This window comes from Humibacter soli (assembly GCF_054779035.1).
This window is the reverse complement of sequence record NZ_BAAGYX010000004.1, coordinates 25,222-40,601: the sequence shown is the minus strand read 5'-3', so window position 1 is coordinate 40,601 and position 15,380 is coordinate 25,222. Positions and strand designations below refer to the sequence as shown.

Below are 15,380 nucleotides of genomic sequence, written 5' to 3'. Positions count from 1 at the left end.
GCGGCCCGGCCGTGAGGCCCAACCGCGATGCCAATCGCCGAGGGTGACATCCGGGTGAACGGCGACCGATCAAGTGGCGGCGGCACGCCGTGACACCCCGAATCCGGACCCCTCGACTGTGCACAGTGATGGGTTCAGTGACCCCCGATTGGGTGGATCAGTCGGTCGGCACCGGCTCCTCGGAGCCGGCGGTCGCGTCGATGACGGCGTCGTCGCCCAGCACGATGCGCAGCCTTTCGATGCTGATCGCGCCGTGCCGCAGAACCCGGAAGTGGCCGGTGCCGGCCTCGGGTGTGGCATCCAGGATCGTGGACGGGAGGGCGAGCTCGGTCCCGACATCACCGCCGTCGAGATAGACCGCAACCGTGTCACCCAGCGCTTCGAAGGCTGCCAGCGTCGACGTCGCCGCGGGGGTCCCGGCGGTGTTGGCGCTCGAGACCGCGAGCGGTCCGGTGTCGCGCAGCAGCTCGAGCGCCAACTCGTCGGCGGGCATTCGCACGGCGATGGTGCCGTTGCTGTCGCCCAAGTCCCATCCGAGCGTCGGCAGTGCCTGAAGCACCACCGTGAGTGCCCCCGGCCAGAACCGGGGCGTGAGCTGGTGCACGGCCCCCGGAACGCGGGACGCCACCGAGTTGATGGCCACCGGCTCGGACACGAGAACGGCGGGAGGTGCGCTGCGGCCGCTGCCCTTCGCATCCCGAAGCCGCTGCACCGCCGCGGCGTCGGACGCGTCGGCGGCGATGCCGTACACCGTGTCCGTCGGGATGACGACGAGCTCGCCGCGCGAGATCGCCTCCCGCGCGGCGGCAAGGCCGTCGACGCGCTGCTCGGGGTCGTTGCAGTCGTAGATGGTGGTCATCGCTCGCTCGTCATAGGAAGGGGTGGCCGACCCTCGCGTTCGTGGCGGAGGAGTCGACCTCGAACTTGATGGTGTCGGGAAGGTAGCGGTCCTCACCGTGCTCGATGGCGCGACCGTCGTGACCGAAGGTCTCGCGCTCGATCCGCAGCAGGGGGCTGGACCTGCGGATGCGGAGCAACCGCGCATCATCGCTCGACGCCGAGACCGCATCGATGTGGTGCTTGCCGAACTGAACGGTGATCCCCGCCTCTTCGAGCGCGGCGACGACCGACGGCGCGTCCGGCGGCAGTCCCTCGATCACGTCGGCCACCCACGGCGTGTAGGTCGTGCGCTCGAGCATGACCGGACGATCATCAAGGGTGCGCATGCGGGTGACGCGCAGAACCTCGCTCCCCAGCGGCAGGTGCAGTGCGCGTGCTTCGGCGGCGTCGGCGGCCGAGCGCTCCTGCGCGATGCGCTGGCCTCCCGCCGCGAGCCCGCGATCCTCTGCCCACTGCGCGAACGAGCGCAGAACACCGAAGGGCTGCGTGTGGAGGGACGACTGCACCATCCAGCCGACGCCGTGCCGTGCATCCACGATGCCGCGCAGCTGCAGCCGCTCGAGCGCCTTGCGCACCGTGTCGCGCGACACCCCGAAGTGCTCGGCCAGCGCGTGCTCCGAGGGCAGGGATGACCCGAGCTCGACGCTTCCGTCGGCGATGCGGCGCCGCAGTTCCGAGGCGACCTCGTGATAGCGCGGCTGGGTGGCGGCTCGCTCGTTCACGGTCATCCATCGGTGTCGCAGGTGGTTCTCACGTCTCATCGAGTGTGACAGCGACCGAGGTGCCACGAAGCGGATTCCACGAGGGCTTCAGCGGCTGTTCACCTGCCTGCGATTCGCGACTTTTCGCGGAGAAGAAGACGAGGGTCGCTCAGTGCCCGCCCCTGCTCAGGACGCCGGGGCTGTCCGGATCGATGAGGTCCTCGTACTGCGGGTGCTTGTCGATGAAGGTGCGAACGATCGGGCAGAGGTTCGTCACCTTCTTGCCCTGCTCGCGCACGTCGTCGAGCGTCTGACGGATCATCTCCGTCGCGACGCCCTGTCGGCGGAACTCCGGGTACACCGCGGCCGCCAGCAGCACGATGTGGTCGGGCGTGCGGCTGTACGTGATGGCGCCGAGAGCGGTGTCACCGACGATGGCGGTGTAGACCTCGTTCTCCTCCTCGTTGATGACCGTGATGTCCATGTCGACCGTCTCGTCACCGTCGAGCACCTGATCGATGAGGATGACCTGGTCCTCGGTCAGGGTGCCGACCCCGTCGGGGTAGCCGGCCTGATCCGGGTACTCGAACCGGTAGCGGTCCGCGTGCTGGCTGGTCATGTCATTGCTCCTTGGAGAGGTTCGATCGTGGAGAAGATGTCCACGTTCAGCCGAGGTCCTGTTCGAAGGTGGTCAGCTGGTCATCCGCGTCACCGGCGGCCGGACGCCCCGACGGGTACGCACCCGAGCCGGGATGCACGTCGTCGATGAGGTCAGCGTATTCCGGGTTGCGCGCGATGAACGCGCCGACCACGGGGCAGATGATCGTGATCTTCTTGCCCGTGCCGCGAATCTCGTCCAGCACGCGCGCGATGAGCTCGGTGGCCACGCGCTGCTGACGGTAGGGATGCGCGACCCAGGTCGAGAGCAGAACGATGCGGCCGCCGACGTACCGGTACGGCAACTCGGCGACGGTGTCCTCGTTCAGCACGGCCTCCCAGCGACCGTGCTCGGTGTCGTCGTTGATGTCCAGTTCCCAGTCGGATCGGATGTCGGCGAGCTTGGTGCTCCCGACGGCGGCGATGAGGGTCGCGTTCCGCTCGTCCTGCGCGCCGGCTTCGGCGTTGAGGTCGATGGCCATGTTGTGCTCCTTACCGGCGCCTACGAACGCACGCTGATGATCGTCTTGCCCTTGTGGCGCACCGTCGGATTGAGTGCCGAGAGTGCGTCATCCAGGCTCGCAACGGTGCCGATGTTCGTGCGGAAACGGCCGTCGCCCACCCGCCGCACGATCTCGGTCAGCTGAGCCCGGTCCGACTCGACGACGAAGTCGACGACGCGCACACCCGCCGGCGGCTGCTCCGGTCCGCCCACGATCGTCACGAGAGTGCCGCCGCCGCGGATCAGCTCCGCGGACTTCGCCTGGATGTCACCGCCGATCACGTCGAAGACCAGGTCGACCTGTCCGACGTCGCCGAGGTCGTCGGCGGCGAGGTCGAGGAACTCGTTGGCGCCGAAGTCCAGCGCGGTCTGACGGTCTGCGGCCCTGCCTGTTCCGATCACGTAGGCGCCGAACTCCCTGGCGAGCTGCGTGACGGCCGACCCGACAGCCCCTGCAGCGCCGTGCGCGATGACGGTCTGGCCCGCTCGGAGTCCGCCGTGCAGCAGACCCTGCCATGCGGTGAGGCCGGAGATCGGCAGGCTCGCGCCCACCACGAAGTCTACGGATCCCGGCAGCGGTGCGAGGTTGCGCGACTCCACCGCCGTGTACTCGGCCAGGGTGCCGTCACGGTGCCAGTCCGTGATGCCGAAAACGCGCTGCCCCACGGTAAGGCCCGTCGTGCCGTAGCCCAGAGCGGAGACGACTCCGGCGAACTCGTGCCCGATCACCGCGGGAGCGCGGTCCCGCCCTGCACGATCCACCCAGGTGGACGGCCATTCCCACTCGGCGGGAACGAACCCGGATGCATGCACCTCGACGACGACGTCGTTGATCGCGGGTCTCGGCTCCGGCCGCTCCGCCAAGGTGATGCCGGACGCTACTGCGGCACGATCCGTCGCGATGATCGCCTTCATCAGTTCCTCCTCGTATCGGTGATTCGTCGCCGAGGAACCCGCTCCCGACTGCGCAACAACGCTGCCTCATGCCCAGCTGCCCACCGCGTTCTTCGACGCCGCATCATGGTATCCATAAGTGGACGAAAAGGTCCACTTGCTGACGTCATGCCGCGTCGAGGAACGGCCGGTGCTCGTAGGTCCCGTCGCGCAGGATGACCGCCGTGGACTCCGGCACCTCCTTGAACAACCCGGGGAGGTCGTTCAACGGCTCGGAGACGACCAGCTGCGCCTTCTCTCCGAACACCTCGAACTGCTTCATGTCCGGGTACATCTCGCGCACGGTCGGAGCGTCGACCGAGTGGAAGAGCGAACGCGACCGCCCCGCCGATGAGTAGCGCACCGCCCAGATGGACGCGCCGTCGGACATCGCCACGGTTCCCTGCATCGGGAAGGCGATGCCGGCGTCACGGCCCACCTTCTCGACCATCTGGATGGCAGCGCCGAGGCCGGCGATCGGGTCATCCTGCATGCCCAGCGTGATGGCGAGATAGAAAAGAACCTCAGAATCGGTCGTTCCGAGGATCTCGGGATACAACGACGGGTCGACGGCGAAGGTCAGCTCCCGTTTGATCTTGTGGAAGTCGACGATGGCGCCGTTGTGCATGAACAGCCAGTTGTCATGCCGGAACGGATGACAGTTCGACTGCTGGATCGGCGGCGCCGCAGCAGCGCGCACGTGGCTGAAGAACATCGGGCTCTCGATCGCGCTCGTGAGCTCCCGCAGGTTGATGTCGTTCCACGCCGGGTCGGTGCTATGGAAGATGGCGGGCGTCGGGTCTTTGGTTCCCGTCGGATACCAGCCGAATCCGAACCCATCGCCGTTCACGGTCTCCGCGCCGAGCGGCGAGTTCAGGGACTGTTTCACGAGCGAATGTTTGGCATCGAGAATCACCAGCGAGGGTCGGAGAGGTTCACCTGAATAAGCCAGCCATCGGCACATGATGGGCTCCCTTTGACAGGCGAAATACTAGTGAGCCTCCCCCTCCCGCGGTAGCCATCCGACGTTTTTCACACAGGCTCGATCCGGTCGCGCATACTTCCAGTTATGAGGAAGTTGGGGGTCTTCCGCTCATGAGGACGCTCGGGGTCGAAGAGGAGCTGCTCCTCGTCGACACGCACACCGGCGTTCCGCTTCCCGTTGCTCCTCTCGCTCTCGCGACGGCGCGCGCCAGGAGGCACGGCTCCGAGGTCGACGCGGAGATCCATCAGGAGATGCTGGAGGTGAAATCCCGGCCGCACGCGTCGACTTCCGAACTGCTCGCCGACGTGGCTACCGGTCGCGAGCTGGTCGACTCGCTGGTCGTACCGCTCGGCGCACGCGCCGTTGCGCTCGGGATGTCGCCCCTGCCGTTCATCCCGCACCCGACCAGGAACCCTCGGTACGAAGAGATGGTGAAGCGGTACGGGTATGTCGGGCGCAGCACACTCGTGTGCGGGCTGCACGTTCACGTGAGCATCGAGTCCCGTGACGAGGGCGTCGCCATCCTGGATCGCATCCGCAACTGGCTTCCCGTCCTGCTGGCATTGAGCGCCAACTCCCCCTTCGCCAACGGCGTCGACACCGGGTACGCCAGCTACCGGTTCTGCGCCTGGCACCAGTGGCCGAGCGCCAGCCCGGCCGAGTTGTTCGGCTCAGCCGAGGCGTACGACGCGTTCGAGCGCGAACTGCTCGCGACCGACGTCATCATGGACACCGGAATGCTCTATCTCGATGCGCGCCTGTCGCACAGGTACCCGACGATCGAGGTGCGTGTCGCCGACGTGTGCATGGATGCCCGTGACACCGTCTTCATCGCGACACTGGTTCGCGCGCTCGCCGACACCGCCTCAGCCGAATGGCAGCTCGGCACTCCGCCCGAGGCGACCTCCGGTGCCGCGCTCCGGCTGGCGGAGTGGCAAGCCGCGCTCACCGCGACCACCGGTCGCCTCCCGAATCCCAAGGGTTCCGGGTCGGCCCAGGGCCCGGAGGTCGCCGGAGCTCTGCTTGCTCATGTCGAGGCCGCACTCGCTCTCAACGGCGATCTCGGGATGGCGCAGGCGAGTCTGCGCCGCGTGCTGCAGAACGGCGGCGGGTCCCAGAGACAACGGGCGTCGTATGCAAGGGGCGCCAGCTTCAGGGACGTGATCGACGATGCGCTCGCGGTGACCCACGCGGGACGGCGTAATCGCTCGGAGGAGCCGACGAGAAGGACGGCTCAGTCCGCGTCGACCGCGTAGCGCCCTGTTGCACATCCGGTCAGCTCCCACCCTCCGGGCCGGCTAATGACGTCCACGTGCGAGACGCCGGTGGTGGTCACCTGAGGCCGGGTGGTTCCCGGCAGCCAGACATCCATGCCGCACTTCGCACCCGCGCCGCCGGCATCGCCGGTCATCCTCAGCCTCGCGCCGTCGGCGCTCAGATGGGTGATCCTGCCGGGCACTGCTCGCGGGTAGGCACGGCTCAGGGTGCCGAGGAGCACGGCATCTCCCGGAACGTCGGCGCCGGTGGAGCAATCTTCGCGCACGAGGGACGACGACACGTCGGTGATGCCGTTCTGCGGGTCGCCGCACGCCTGCTTCCACACCCAGTACGCGCTGCCGAGGGCGTTCGCGTCTTCGAGGCCCGCGTATTCGGCCATGCGCGAGTCGACGGAGTCGTCGGATCCCCAGTACCCGTACTCCCCCGACCAGAGCGGGGCGCCGTACTGCTGGGCCACTCGCTCGGCCAGCGTGAACTGGCGCTGCATGCTGATGATCGTCGGCAGCCCGAGGGAGTAGTCCATCGTGATCGACTCCGCGTAGAGGTGCGGTGAGAACACGATGTTGCGGTCGCTCGTGAAGCCCGGCTCGGGTCCGCTGTCGAAGCCGAGACCCGACCACAGGATGCTCGGCTCGACGAACACGATCTGCGGGGCGCCTGCTGCGCGGATCGCGTCGATGGCACGCGACGAGTACTGCCCCAGCAGGTACGACGTCGTCACCGGTGCCGTCTCGCCGAAGCCCGGCTCGTTGATCAGGTCGTATCCCGCGACCGTCGGGTCGTTGCGGAAGACCTTCGCGATCCTTCCCCAGGTGTCGACGAGTTGCTGCTGCACGCCGTCGGTGTCGAACCAGAAGTTCTGGAAAGCGCGGTCGCCGGCCGGCGAGATGTCGCGACCAGTGAACTGGCACCGCGGGGTGCCGTCGGTGAGGGTCGCCCAGGACGGCGCGCCGTCGTATCCCCAGGTCGGATCGGTGCCCGGGCGACAGGTCGTGCCGGGCTGCGTCGGCTCGTTCGACCAGGCATCCTGATGCATGTCGAGAACCACGCGGAGGTCGTGCGCTCCTGCCCAGCGAACAGCCTGTCGGATGCGCGCAAGGTAGCTCTGCGAGAAGACACCGCGTTGCGGCTCCAGGGACGACCACGACAGGTTCAGTCGCACCACGTCGAAACCGTAGGCAGCGATCTGAGCGAAGTCGTTCTCGGTGAGGGGCCGGGTTGCGGGTATATCAGCGCGCGGCCGGTAGAAGTCGACGAGCTGGTTCACGTTCACGCCGCGCAGCAGCACGGTGTTGCCGTGACCGTCGACGATCCGGGTGCCGTCGGACCGTAGGAAGTCCGAGGGGATGGCGACGCCGGTGCCGTCCGGCCCCGTTGTGGTGCGGAGGGCGGATGCCTGTCCGCTGCTGCGCGATTCGCGCGCGACCTGCGCCGTGGCATCCGCCACCCCGGGCATCGCGAGGCCGACGACGAGCGCCACCACCGCGACAACGGCGGTCGTCCACACGACTCGTCCGGCCGCGATGCCTCGCTGCGTCGCGGTGCGGCGGGCCAGCACGGCGTCGACCACCACGGCGAGCGCCGCGGGGATCCAGCCAACGCACGCCCCGAAAGCCAAGCCGTCGGCCACATGCACGTAGGCGGCCATCAGGGGCCAGAAATCGCCCGCGAACCCGTTGTCGGCGAAGACTCCGACGACGGCCTGCACGAGCCCGAGCATCCCTCCCCCGACGACGGCTCCGAGCCACACGCCGAGCACGCCGGGCACACGGCGACGCATCCACCGCATCGCGAGGCCGCTGCACACGACGAGCACGGCGACGCCCAGCAGCATCGTCACCGCTCCCCGGTCCGGACGCGGCGCGGGGATGACCGGGGTGTATGCAGCACCCGTCCACCACAGTCCGCTGAGCAGGGGCGCGATCGCGCCGAACAGCACTGCGGCCGGCCACACCGTGCCGAGGAACACCCGCGGCGAGCGCTCCCCCGTGCGTCGTCCACCGGCGAGCCTCGTCACTGCGGCGACGATCAGCGCTGCGGGAATCGCCTTTGCCGTGACGTACCCGGATGACCACCCCGCCACGATCGGGTTGCCGGTCATCGCAAGACAGGTCGCCGCCTGGGCGAGCAGAACCGCCAGGGTGGTGCCGGCAGCCATGGTCCAGAAGCGTGCGCCCGCGCGCACCGCCGACCACCACACCACCGCAAGCAGCACGGGAACGAAGACGACATACGGAGCCCACTGCCACCACAGCGCCTCGAGGTGTCCGCCCGGCCATCCGACGAGCGCCAGCAGTCCGGTGGGATCGGCGATCGCCTCTGCGATGACCAGCACGGCCGTCGTGCCGAGGGCGACGAGGGGACGACGGACAGAGCTCATGGCACCTCTTCGTGCGGTCGGAGCGGGTTCTGACGACTGGCGCGGGATGCCGTGGTGTGGTCACGTCAATGTTGGTCACTTGACCCAGTTGTCGCTCTAGCATCCACGCAGACGTCGTGGCGCGCAAGTCCGCGGGCGTGGCTTCATAGCCGTCGCACCGAAAGCTGTCAGCTATCGGTCGACACCGCTGGTCGAGTAGCGCCGACCGCAGGTCGAGTAGCGCCGACCGCAGGTCGAGTGGCGCCGACCGCAGGTCGACGCGTATCGAGACCCGTTTGCACTGTCTCTATATGCAGGTCCAGCGCGTTACGCGAACACCGTTCCCGTGACCCCGTGCTGGCGGTCGAGCATCGCCCATTCGTCGGGGTCCGCACCGTCGTAGACAAGGGCGAGCGAGCCGGAGAAGCCGACACCGCGAATCGCTCCGAGCGCATCCAGGTAGTCGCGCACTCCGGTCGACTCCTCCGCGAATCCGACATCACCCACGTGACACTTCGCGTGGCAGGTCTCTGCGCGGCCGCCGATGGCGGCGAGTTCGTCGCAGGTGGTCGGTCCCGTCCAGTTCGCGAGATCGACCAGCAGTCCGAGGTCGTCGCCCGCGGCATCCAGGATCGCGTTCACCGATCGCGCGTCGGGCGTCAGCTCGTGCCAGTTCTCGATGACGATCCTGAGGTCGGGATGCCGGGCAGCGAGCCTGCGCAGCCCAGCAGCGCTCTGCGAGATCGTCTCGGCGGAGGGCGCCGACCGACCGGCGATGACCCGCGCCCGCGTGGCGCCGAGGGCCTCGGCGTCCGTCAGCCACTCGCTGATCCAGTCTTCGTTCGCCTCGGGATCCGACGGATGCGTGAGATCGCCGTCATCGACGAGGAACGTGTCGAGCCGCACGTCGTTCTCCTCCAGGGCCGCGCGCAGAGCCGCCAGGTACTCCGGCGAGCGGCTCGGGAGGTGGAAGTGCACCAGCTGCACCCCGTCGAAGCCGCGTCGACGCAGCTCGGCGGGCAGGGCAAGCAGTTCCAGAGCGCCGTCGGCGGCATCCGAGGCCTCGATGCGACCCACGAAGCGGTCGGCTGGCCGTTCGCCGGATGCGCCGCGAGTCGCCCTCAGATCACCGGCCGTGAACCTGCCGAGTGTGCGGTGCAACGACCAGCTCGAAACGACCTTGTCCGTACTCATCGCTCACGACCCCTTCGCTCGGATACACAGAAAGCTACCACCGTACGATTTTGGTGTGGGGCTGAGAACACAGTGCGCGAGCGGCGCTTGACCCGACGGCTCGGCTCTACCTCGCTCTACGCATAGAACCCTTCGCGCAGGTTGATCCCGTGCTCGAGCCAAGCCTTCATCGCGGCCAGCATGCCTGTCCACCCCTCGCAGTTGCCGAACGCGCTCTTCGCACCGTCCGGCGTTGCGCGCCAGGACGCTTCCGTGATCGTCACGAGCGTTCGCGATCCGCCGTCGACCGGTTCGAACTCGAACGTCGTCGTCGTGTGCCCGCTCTCGTCGGTCGTCTCGCGACCCGCCCACCGGATGACGATCCGTCGTGGCGGCATAGCCTCGACGACGGTCACGGGGAACGCCCCGGGAAAGTCGTGGAAGTCCCAGGAGACGACAGCCCCGGCTTCGAGCCTGCCCGCTGCGCCACCCGTCGTGAAGTAGTGGGACAGCTGCTCCGGATCGGCGACCGCCTCGTAGACCTCTGAAGGCGGCCTGCTGATCCGGCCCGACACGGTGAAGACGAGTTCTTCAAGCTGATCTTCGTTCATGTGATACTTTTACAACATGATTCCGGATCGCGTCAACACCGACGACGATCTCGTGTTCAAGGCGCTCGCCTCCGCCACTCGCCGGCGCATGCTCGATGTGCTCAAGGTCGCCTCGTGCACGACGGGTCAGCTTTGCGATGCCTTTCCCGACCTCGATCGCACGACGGTCTTGCAGCACCTGAGGGTGCTCGAACGAGCCGACCTGGTGACGGGTCGCAAGATCGGACGGGAGCGCCATCTCGCGCTGGCGCCTCTGCCCATCAAGCGCATCCACGATCGCTGGATCGACGAGTACGCCAGGGCCGCCGTCGAACTCCTGGAGCGGCTGGACGCCACCGCCGCCGCCGCCACCGCCAACGCGACCCCCACCGCCACCGCCGCGACCTCCACCGACACCGACACCGACACCGACACCGACGACCGTTCAGCCGGCTGAGCGCGGCGCCGCCTCGGCGCCCAACCCGTCGCCGCCGACCGCCGCCGAGCCGGCCGAGGTCGTCGCCACCTCGCCCCGACCCCACCCCATCCCACCGACCCCAAAGCCGTCGCCACTTTCTGCGGGAACCAACACCCCGATTCCGCACCAAGTGGCGACGACCTGCGCGAGAGGAGGCTCCGGGTGGGGAATGTCGGGGCATGGCCCGACGGGGATGACTCGGGGCATGGCCCGACGGGGATGACCCGGGTATGGCCCGAGGGAACAGCTCAGCGTGGGGAATGCGGGGATGACCCAGGCCCAAAGTCGTCGCCACTTGTTGCGGAATCGCCGCGCGGCATTCCGCGAAATGTGGCGACGACTTTGGGTGCGTCGTGGGGTGGGAGGCAGGGAGGCACCCACCGCACCTGACACTTTCGAGCACAAAACTGATCGAAAGTGACTGCAAAACCCCCTATTCAATCACTTCTTCGCGGCGTAGCGTGAAACGGCCCCCGCACAGGGGGCATCGAACGAAGAAGGAGATCGCATGAGAAAGGGTCGTGCTGCTGCGCTTGCGGGGGCAAGCGCAGCGCTGATCATCGCCGGCTTGCTGGCAGCCCCCAGTGCGGTGATGGCTGCGACGGTGCAGAGTTCGAGCGCCGCAACCGGAGCTGCGTCGACGTCATACAACGGTCTGGCGCTCACCCCACCGATGGGGTGGAACGACTGGTCGTACTACCAGTGCAACATCGACGAAAAGCTGATCCTCGATCAGGGCGCCGCCCTCGTCTCGAGCGGCCTCGCGAAGAAGGGCTACAACACCGTCACGATCGACGACTGCTGGATGCAGTCTCGAGACGCGAACGGCGTGCTCGTCGCGAATCCGACCACCTTTCCGGACGGCATCAAGTACCTGGCCGACAAGCTGCACGCCATGGGCTTGAAATTCGGCATCTACGAGGACTCCGGCACGACGACGTGCGGTGGCTTTCCGGGCAGCTACGGCCACTACCAGCAGGATGCCGACACCTTCGCATCCTGGGGTGTCGACTACGTCAAGCTCGACGGCTGCAACGTGCCGTCCATCGCCGGACAGACCAGTGCGCAGACCTACATCCAGCTGTACAACCAGTTCAGCCAGGCGCTGCTGAACACCGGCCGGCCCATTGTGTTCTCGGACTCCGCGCCCGCGTACTTCCAGGGCGGATCGGACTGGCAGAACGTCATCTCCGCCTCGAGCAAGGTCGCGAACCTGTGGCGCGAGGGCGCTGACACCGCACTCGGCCAGGAGAGCGGCGCCGCCAAGTGGAGTGCGATCGCCTACAACTACTCCTACAACGTGCCACTCGGACAGTACGCGGGCCCTGGCCACTGGAACGATCCCGACTTCCTGCTCACCGGCGACTCGGGTCTGTCCACCACCGAGATGCAGAGCCAGATGTCGCTCTGGGCAGAGATGGCGGCGCCGCTCATCAGCAGCACCGACCTCACCCAGTTGTCGCCTGAGGCGCTCGCCATCCTCGGCAACGACAGGATCATCGCCGTCGACCAGGACGCGCTCGGCGCGCAGGGCCACATCGCCCAGCAGGGCACCGGATACGACGTGCTGACCAAGCCGCTGAAGAACGGCGACGTGTCGGTCGTGCTCTTCAACAAGGGCACCTCATCGCAGACCATCAGCACGACGGCGAGCGCCGTCGGCATGACGGGATCCGGTCCGTTCACCCTCACCGATCTGGTCAGCGGCCAGGGCTCGGTGACCAACGGCGTCATCTCTGCGGATGTCCCGGCACACGGCACCGTGATGTACCGCGTGCACCAGGGCGCGACCAAGGGCCTGCCATCCACGCTCGCCGTCTCGCTCCGGAACAACCAGGGCAAGGACGGCACCACGAGCTCCGTCGATGTGACCGTCTCGAACAACGGCCCGCTCATGGTGAGCAAGGCGGATGTCACCCTCTCCGTTCCGAAGGGATGGACGGTCTCCGGGTCGCGGCAGACCGTGCACGCGCTCAAGCCGGGGGCATCGGACACCGTGTCATTCGCGGTGACGGCTCCTACTCCCCCGCCCGGTCCGCACACCGAGGAGCTGACGGCATCCGTCGCCTACAAGTCGCAGAGCGCAACCGCGACGGTGACCGGCGCTGACGACGTCTACACCAACGTGCCGTACCCGAACCTGGCTGCAGCGTTCAACAACGTGGGCATCACCGACTCGACGAACTATGCCGACGGCGACTTCGACGGAACCGGCAACAGCTTCTCCGCGGAGCAGCTGCAGTCCGTCGGCGTCACCCCGGGCAGCACGGTGAACTTCGGTGGAGCGTCATTCACGTGGCCGTCTGCGGCGGCCGGAACGAACGACAACGTCCAGGCCAACGGCCAGACCGTCGTGATGTCCGGCTCGGGCACGAAGCTCGCCTTCCTCGGCTCCGAGGCCGGCGACGTGCAGGGCACCGTGACCGTCGCCTACACCGACGGCACGACCTCGACCGGCCAGGTCGGATTCCCGAACTGGTCGTTCTCGTCGGCGACCGAGTTCGGCTCGCAGGTGGCCATCTCCACACAGGGACGCAACACCCCGACCGGGTATGGCGACTCGGCGTACGCGTACCGCGTGTTCTACAACTCGATCCCGCTCACCGCGGGCAAGACGGTGGAAACGGTGACCCTGCCGACCAACGCCTCGATCCACGTGTTCGCGGTCGCGACGCAGTAACCACGAGTGCGGTTCCTCGTGGGTTGAGGAGCGCGCCGTGGGCGCGCTCCTCAACCCACGGGGTCTACGCTCACCACCCCACGGGGCGCCCTGCGGGTGACGCCGCGTCGAGCGCCTTGTCGAGCACGAGGGCCGCGTTGATCAGCGAAAGATGCGTGAACGCCTGCGGGAAGTTGCCGAGCTGTTCGCCGGTGAGACCGATCTCCTCCGCGTAAAGGCCGAGGCTGCTGGAGTAGGTCAGCATCTTCTCGAAGGTGAGCCGCGCATCGTTGAGGCGTCCAGCCCGAGCGAGCGACTCGACGTACCAGAACGTGCACAGCGAGAACGTGCCGTCCGACCCGCGCAGTCCGTCCGGCGACGCCGAGGGGTTGTAGCGATAGACGAGGCTGTCGGAGACGAGCTCCTGCTCCATGGCCGCGAGAGTGGATGACCACATCGGGTCATCCGCCGCGATCATCCCCACTGTGACCATGCGCAGTACAGATGCGTCGAGCACGTCGGTCGCGTAGTGCTGTGTGAACGCTCCCCGCTTCTCGTTCCAGCCGCGCGTCATCACCTGGTCGTAGATCTTGTCGCGCTCGATCGTCCACTGCTCGATGTTGCCGGGACGTCCGTGCGCCATGGCCAGTCGGATGCCCCGATCGAACGCCGCCCAGGAGTTGATGCGTGCGTAGGTGAAGTTCTGCCGCCCGCCCCTTGTCTCCCACACGCCTTCGTCGGGCTGATCCCAGTGCTCGGTCAGCCAGTCGAGCATCGCCGACAGCTCGGTCCAGGTCTGATGGCCGATGCTGACGCCGTGCTGGTCGGCGAAGTAGACCGCGTCGAGCGCCTCGCCGTAGATGTCGAGCTGCAGCTGATCCGACGCACCGTTCCCGATGCGCACCGGTTTCGACCCGCGGTACCCGGTCATGTTGTCGAGGGACTCCTCGTCGAGGTTCGACGAGCCATCCACCCGGTACATGATCTTCAGCGGGCCTGAGCCCGAGCCGACGTGCTCGTGCATGCGATCGGAGAGCCAGTCGATGTAGGAGCGCGCCTCACTCACGAAGCCGAGGCCGAGCAGCGCGGACACGGAGAACGACGCGTCGCGGATCCAGGTGTAGCGGTAGTCCCAGTTGCGCTCGCCACCGACCTGCTCTGGTAGCCCGGCGGTCGGTGCCGCGACGAGCGCACCCGAGGGCGCGTACGTGAGCAGCTTGAGCGTGATCGCCGACCGGTTGATCTGCTCGCGCCAGCGTCCGCGATAGGTGGACTGTCCGAGCCAGCCTCGCCAGAACCCGACGGTCTCGTCGAACAGCCTGCGTCCCTCCTCTACGGTGAAGCGACGCGGCGCCCCGACGGGGCCGAACTCGAGGATGCCCCCGCCCAGGTCTCCGACCTTCAGCGTTCCGGATGCCCGAAGTCGCGGCCCGTTCGGCCCGTCGCTCTGCTCGAGCTTCAGCTCGTCGAGCAGGCTGCCTGCCATATGCACCGTGAGCTGCTCGTCACCCGAGCCGTACACGACGCCCTCGTCGGTGATCTCCATCGTGTGCTTGCGGCGCGCGTAGTCGAACGCCGGCGAGATCTCGAAGGAGAGACCCATCTGTCCGCGAACGACTCGCACGATGCGCACCAGACGGTGATGCTTCGACGACTCCTCCTGGTCGGTGACCGGCATGAAGTCGATGACCTCCGCCACACCCTCCTCGGTCATGAACCGGGTCACCAGCACCGCGGTGTCCGGCAGGTAGAGCTGTCTGGTGACGTAGTCATCGGTGGTCGGGCGGATCTGGCAGAAGCCGCCGCCGTCGGCATCCACCAGCGATCCGAAGACCGATGGCGAATCGAATCGCGGCAGGCAGAGCCAGTCGACGCTGCCGTCGGTCGACACGAGCGCAGCGGTCTGCAGGTCGCCGATCAAGCCGTGGTGTGAGATCAGGGGTTGCTTCGCCATCGCGGATCCTCTCGAACGGGTCGTAAGAAGGAGTCGATCTCGGGCAGGTCAGGCATCCGGTTTCTTTCTAGCACGCGGCGGCTCGCTGCAGGAGTGCCGAGAACGCCGACCAGGGCGGCCGCCATCGCCATGGGAGAATGGATGTCAACCACGTGTATCTACCTGGCCGGCGTTCTCGCACGGTCGGTCAAGGCGGCACGCATCGCCGCCT

13 protein-coding genes are annotated in these 15,380 nt (G+C 67.4%); 3 read left to right on the top strand and 10 right to left on the bottom strand.

The annotated features are described in order from the left end of the window. Positions 1 to 157: 157 nt before the first annotated feature. From ACYVDN_RS18045 to ACYVDN_RS18020, 6 genes are all read right to left on the bottom strand, one after another. On the bottom strand, positions 158 to 859 hold the full coding sequence (locus ACYVDN_RS18045; RefSeq protein ID WP_460573964.1) for an L-threonylcarbamoyladenylate synthase: 702 nt from the start codon (positions 857 to 859) through the stop codon (positions 158 to 160). 10 nt (positions 860 to 869) lie between these two features. Next, entirely contained in the window at positions 870 to 1,622 is a 753-nt protein-coding gene (locus ACYVDN_RS18040; RefSeq protein ID WP_460573962.1) for a GntR family transcriptional regulator, read from the bottom strand. A 148-nt stretch (positions 1,623 to 1,770) separates the two neighbouring features. Further along, the gene (locus tag ACYVDN_RS18035) at positions 1,771 to 2,220 is read right to left on the bottom strand and encodes a GNAT family N-acetyltransferase (RefSeq protein WP_460573960.1); all 450 of its coding nucleotides are present in this window, start codon (positions 2,218 to 2,220) and stop codon (positions 1,771 to 1,773) included. A gap of 46 nt (positions 2,221 to 2,266) precedes the next feature. Then, positions 2,267 to 2,740: a GNAT family N-acetyltransferase gene (locus ACYVDN_RS18030; protein WP_460573958.1), complete on the bottom strand. Its 474-nt coding sequence runs from the start codon at positions 2,738 to 2,740 to the stop codon at positions 2,267 to 2,269. Positions 2,741 to 2,760: 20 nt separating this feature from the next. Beyond that, positions 2,761 to 3,675, bottom strand: a complete 915-nt coding sequence (locus ACYVDN_RS18025) for an NADP-dependent oxidoreductase (RefSeq protein WP_460573956.1) — start codon at positions 3,673 to 3,675, stop codon at positions 2,761 to 2,763. A 145-nt stretch (positions 3,676 to 3,820) separates the two neighbouring features. After that, complete coding sequence (locus ACYVDN_RS18020; protein WP_460573954.1) at positions 3,821 to 4,582, bottom strand: class II glutamine amidotransferase; 762 nt, start codon at positions 4,580 to 4,582, stop codon at positions 3,821 to 3,823. Between the two features lie 206 nt (positions 4,583 to 4,788). Here ACYVDN_RS18020 and ACYVDN_RS18015 point away from each other — a divergent pair, with 206 nt between their 5' ends. Next, positions 4,789 to 5,934 (top strand): carboxylate-amine ligase, encoded by a 1,146-nt coding sequence (locus ACYVDN_RS18015; protein WP_460573952.1) that lies wholly within the window; start codon positions 4,789 to 4,791, stop codon positions 5,932 to 5,934. Here the strand turns inward: ACYVDN_RS18015 and ACYVDN_RS18010 are convergent. From ACYVDN_RS18010 to ACYVDN_RS18000, 3 genes are all read right to left on the bottom strand, one after another. Further along, positions 5,913 to 8,336 carry a glycoside hydrolase family 5 protein gene (locus ACYVDN_RS18010; protein WP_460573950.1) on the bottom strand — a complete coding sequence of 808 codons (2,424 nt, stop codon included), beginning with the start codon at positions 8,334 to 8,336 and terminating at the stop codon, positions 5,913 to 5,915. The two genes, ACYVDN_RS18015 and ACYVDN_RS18010, sit on opposite strands and share 22 nt — an antisense overlap. Before the next feature lie 306 nt (positions 8,337 to 8,642). Next, positions 8,643 to 9,509 (bottom strand): sugar phosphate isomerase/epimerase family protein, encoded by an 867-nt coding sequence (locus tag ACYVDN_RS18005; protein WP_460573948.1) that lies wholly within the window; start codon positions 9,507 to 9,509, stop codon positions 8,643 to 8,645. 116 nt (positions 9,510 to 9,625) lie between these two features. Further along, positions 9,626 to 10,099, bottom strand: a complete 474-nt coding sequence (locus ACYVDN_RS18000; protein WP_460573946.1) for an SRPBCC family protein — start codon at positions 10,097 to 10,099, stop codon at positions 9,626 to 9,628. 16 nt (positions 10,100 to 10,115) lie between these two features. Between ACYVDN_RS18000 and ACYVDN_RS17995 the strand changes: the two genes are divergently transcribed. Next, on the top strand, positions 10,116 to 10,535 hold the full coding sequence (locus ACYVDN_RS17995) for an ArsR/SmtB family transcription factor (protein ID WP_460573944.1): 420 nt from the start codon (positions 10,116 to 10,118) through the stop codon (positions 10,533 to 10,535). A gap of 529 nt (positions 10,536 to 11,064) precedes the next feature. After that, positions 11,065 to 13,236 carry an NEW3 domain-containing protein gene (locus tag ACYVDN_RS17990; protein WP_460573943.1) on the top strand — a complete coding sequence of 724 codons (2,172 nt, stop codon included), beginning with the start codon at positions 11,065 to 11,067 and terminating at the stop codon, positions 13,234 to 13,236. Between the two features lie 70 nt (positions 13,237 to 13,306). Here the strand turns inward: ACYVDN_RS17990 and ACYVDN_RS17985 are convergent, their stop codons facing one another. Beyond that, complete coding sequence (locus ACYVDN_RS17985) at positions 13,307 to 15,169, bottom strand: glycoside hydrolase family 15 protein (RefSeq protein ID WP_460573941.1); 1,863 nt, start codon at positions 15,167 to 15,169, stop codon at positions 13,307 to 13,309. Positions 15,170 to 15,380 lie beyond the last annotated feature (211 nt).

Bases quoted from the DNA above. Each gene is read 5' to 3' on its own strand.
- ACYVDN_RS18000 (WP_460573946.1), bottom strand. From the start codon at position 10,099: ATGAACGAAGATCAGCTTGAAGAACTCGTCTTCACCGTGTCGGGCCGG.
- ACYVDN_RS17995 (WP_460573944.1), top strand. From the start codon at position 10,116: ATGATTCCGGATCGCGTCAACACCGACGACGATCTCGTGTTCAAGGCG.
- ACYVDN_RS18025 (WP_460573956.1), bottom strand. From the start codon at position 3,675: ATGAAGGCGATCATCGCGACGGATCGTGCCGCAGTAGCGTCCGGCATC.
- ACYVDN_RS18015 (WP_460573952.1), top strand. From the start codon at position 4,789: ATGAGGACGCTCGGGGTCGAAGAGGAGCTGCTCCTCGTCGACACGCAC.
- ACYVDN_RS18010 (WP_460573950.1), bottom strand. From the start codon at position 8,336: ATGAGCTCTGTCCGTCGTCCCCTCGTCGCCCTCGGCACGACGGCCGTG.
- ACYVDN_RS18045 (WP_460573964.1), bottom strand. From the start codon at position 859: ATGACCACCATCTACGACTGCAACGACCCCGAGCAGCGCGTCGACGGC.
- ACYVDN_RS18005 (WP_460573948.1), bottom strand. From the start codon at position 9,509: ATGAGTACGGACAAGGTCGTTTCGAGCTGGTCGTTGCACCGCACACTC.
- ACYVDN_RS17990 (WP_460573943.1), top strand. From the start codon at position 11,065: ATGAGAAAGGGTCGTGCTGCTGCGCTTGCGGGGGCAAGCGCAGCGCTG.
- ACYVDN_RS18030 (WP_460573958.1), bottom strand. From the start codon at position 2,740: ATGGCCATCGACCTCAACGCCGAAGCCGGCGCGCAGGACGAGCGGAAC.
- ACYVDN_RS18035 (WP_460573960.1), bottom strand. From the start codon at position 2,220: ATGACCAGCCAGCACGCGGACCGCTACCGGTTCGAGTACCCGGATCAG.
- ACYVDN_RS17985 (WP_460573941.1), bottom strand. From the start codon at position 15,169: ATGGCGAAGCAACCCCTGATCTCACACCACGGCTTGATCGGCGACCTG.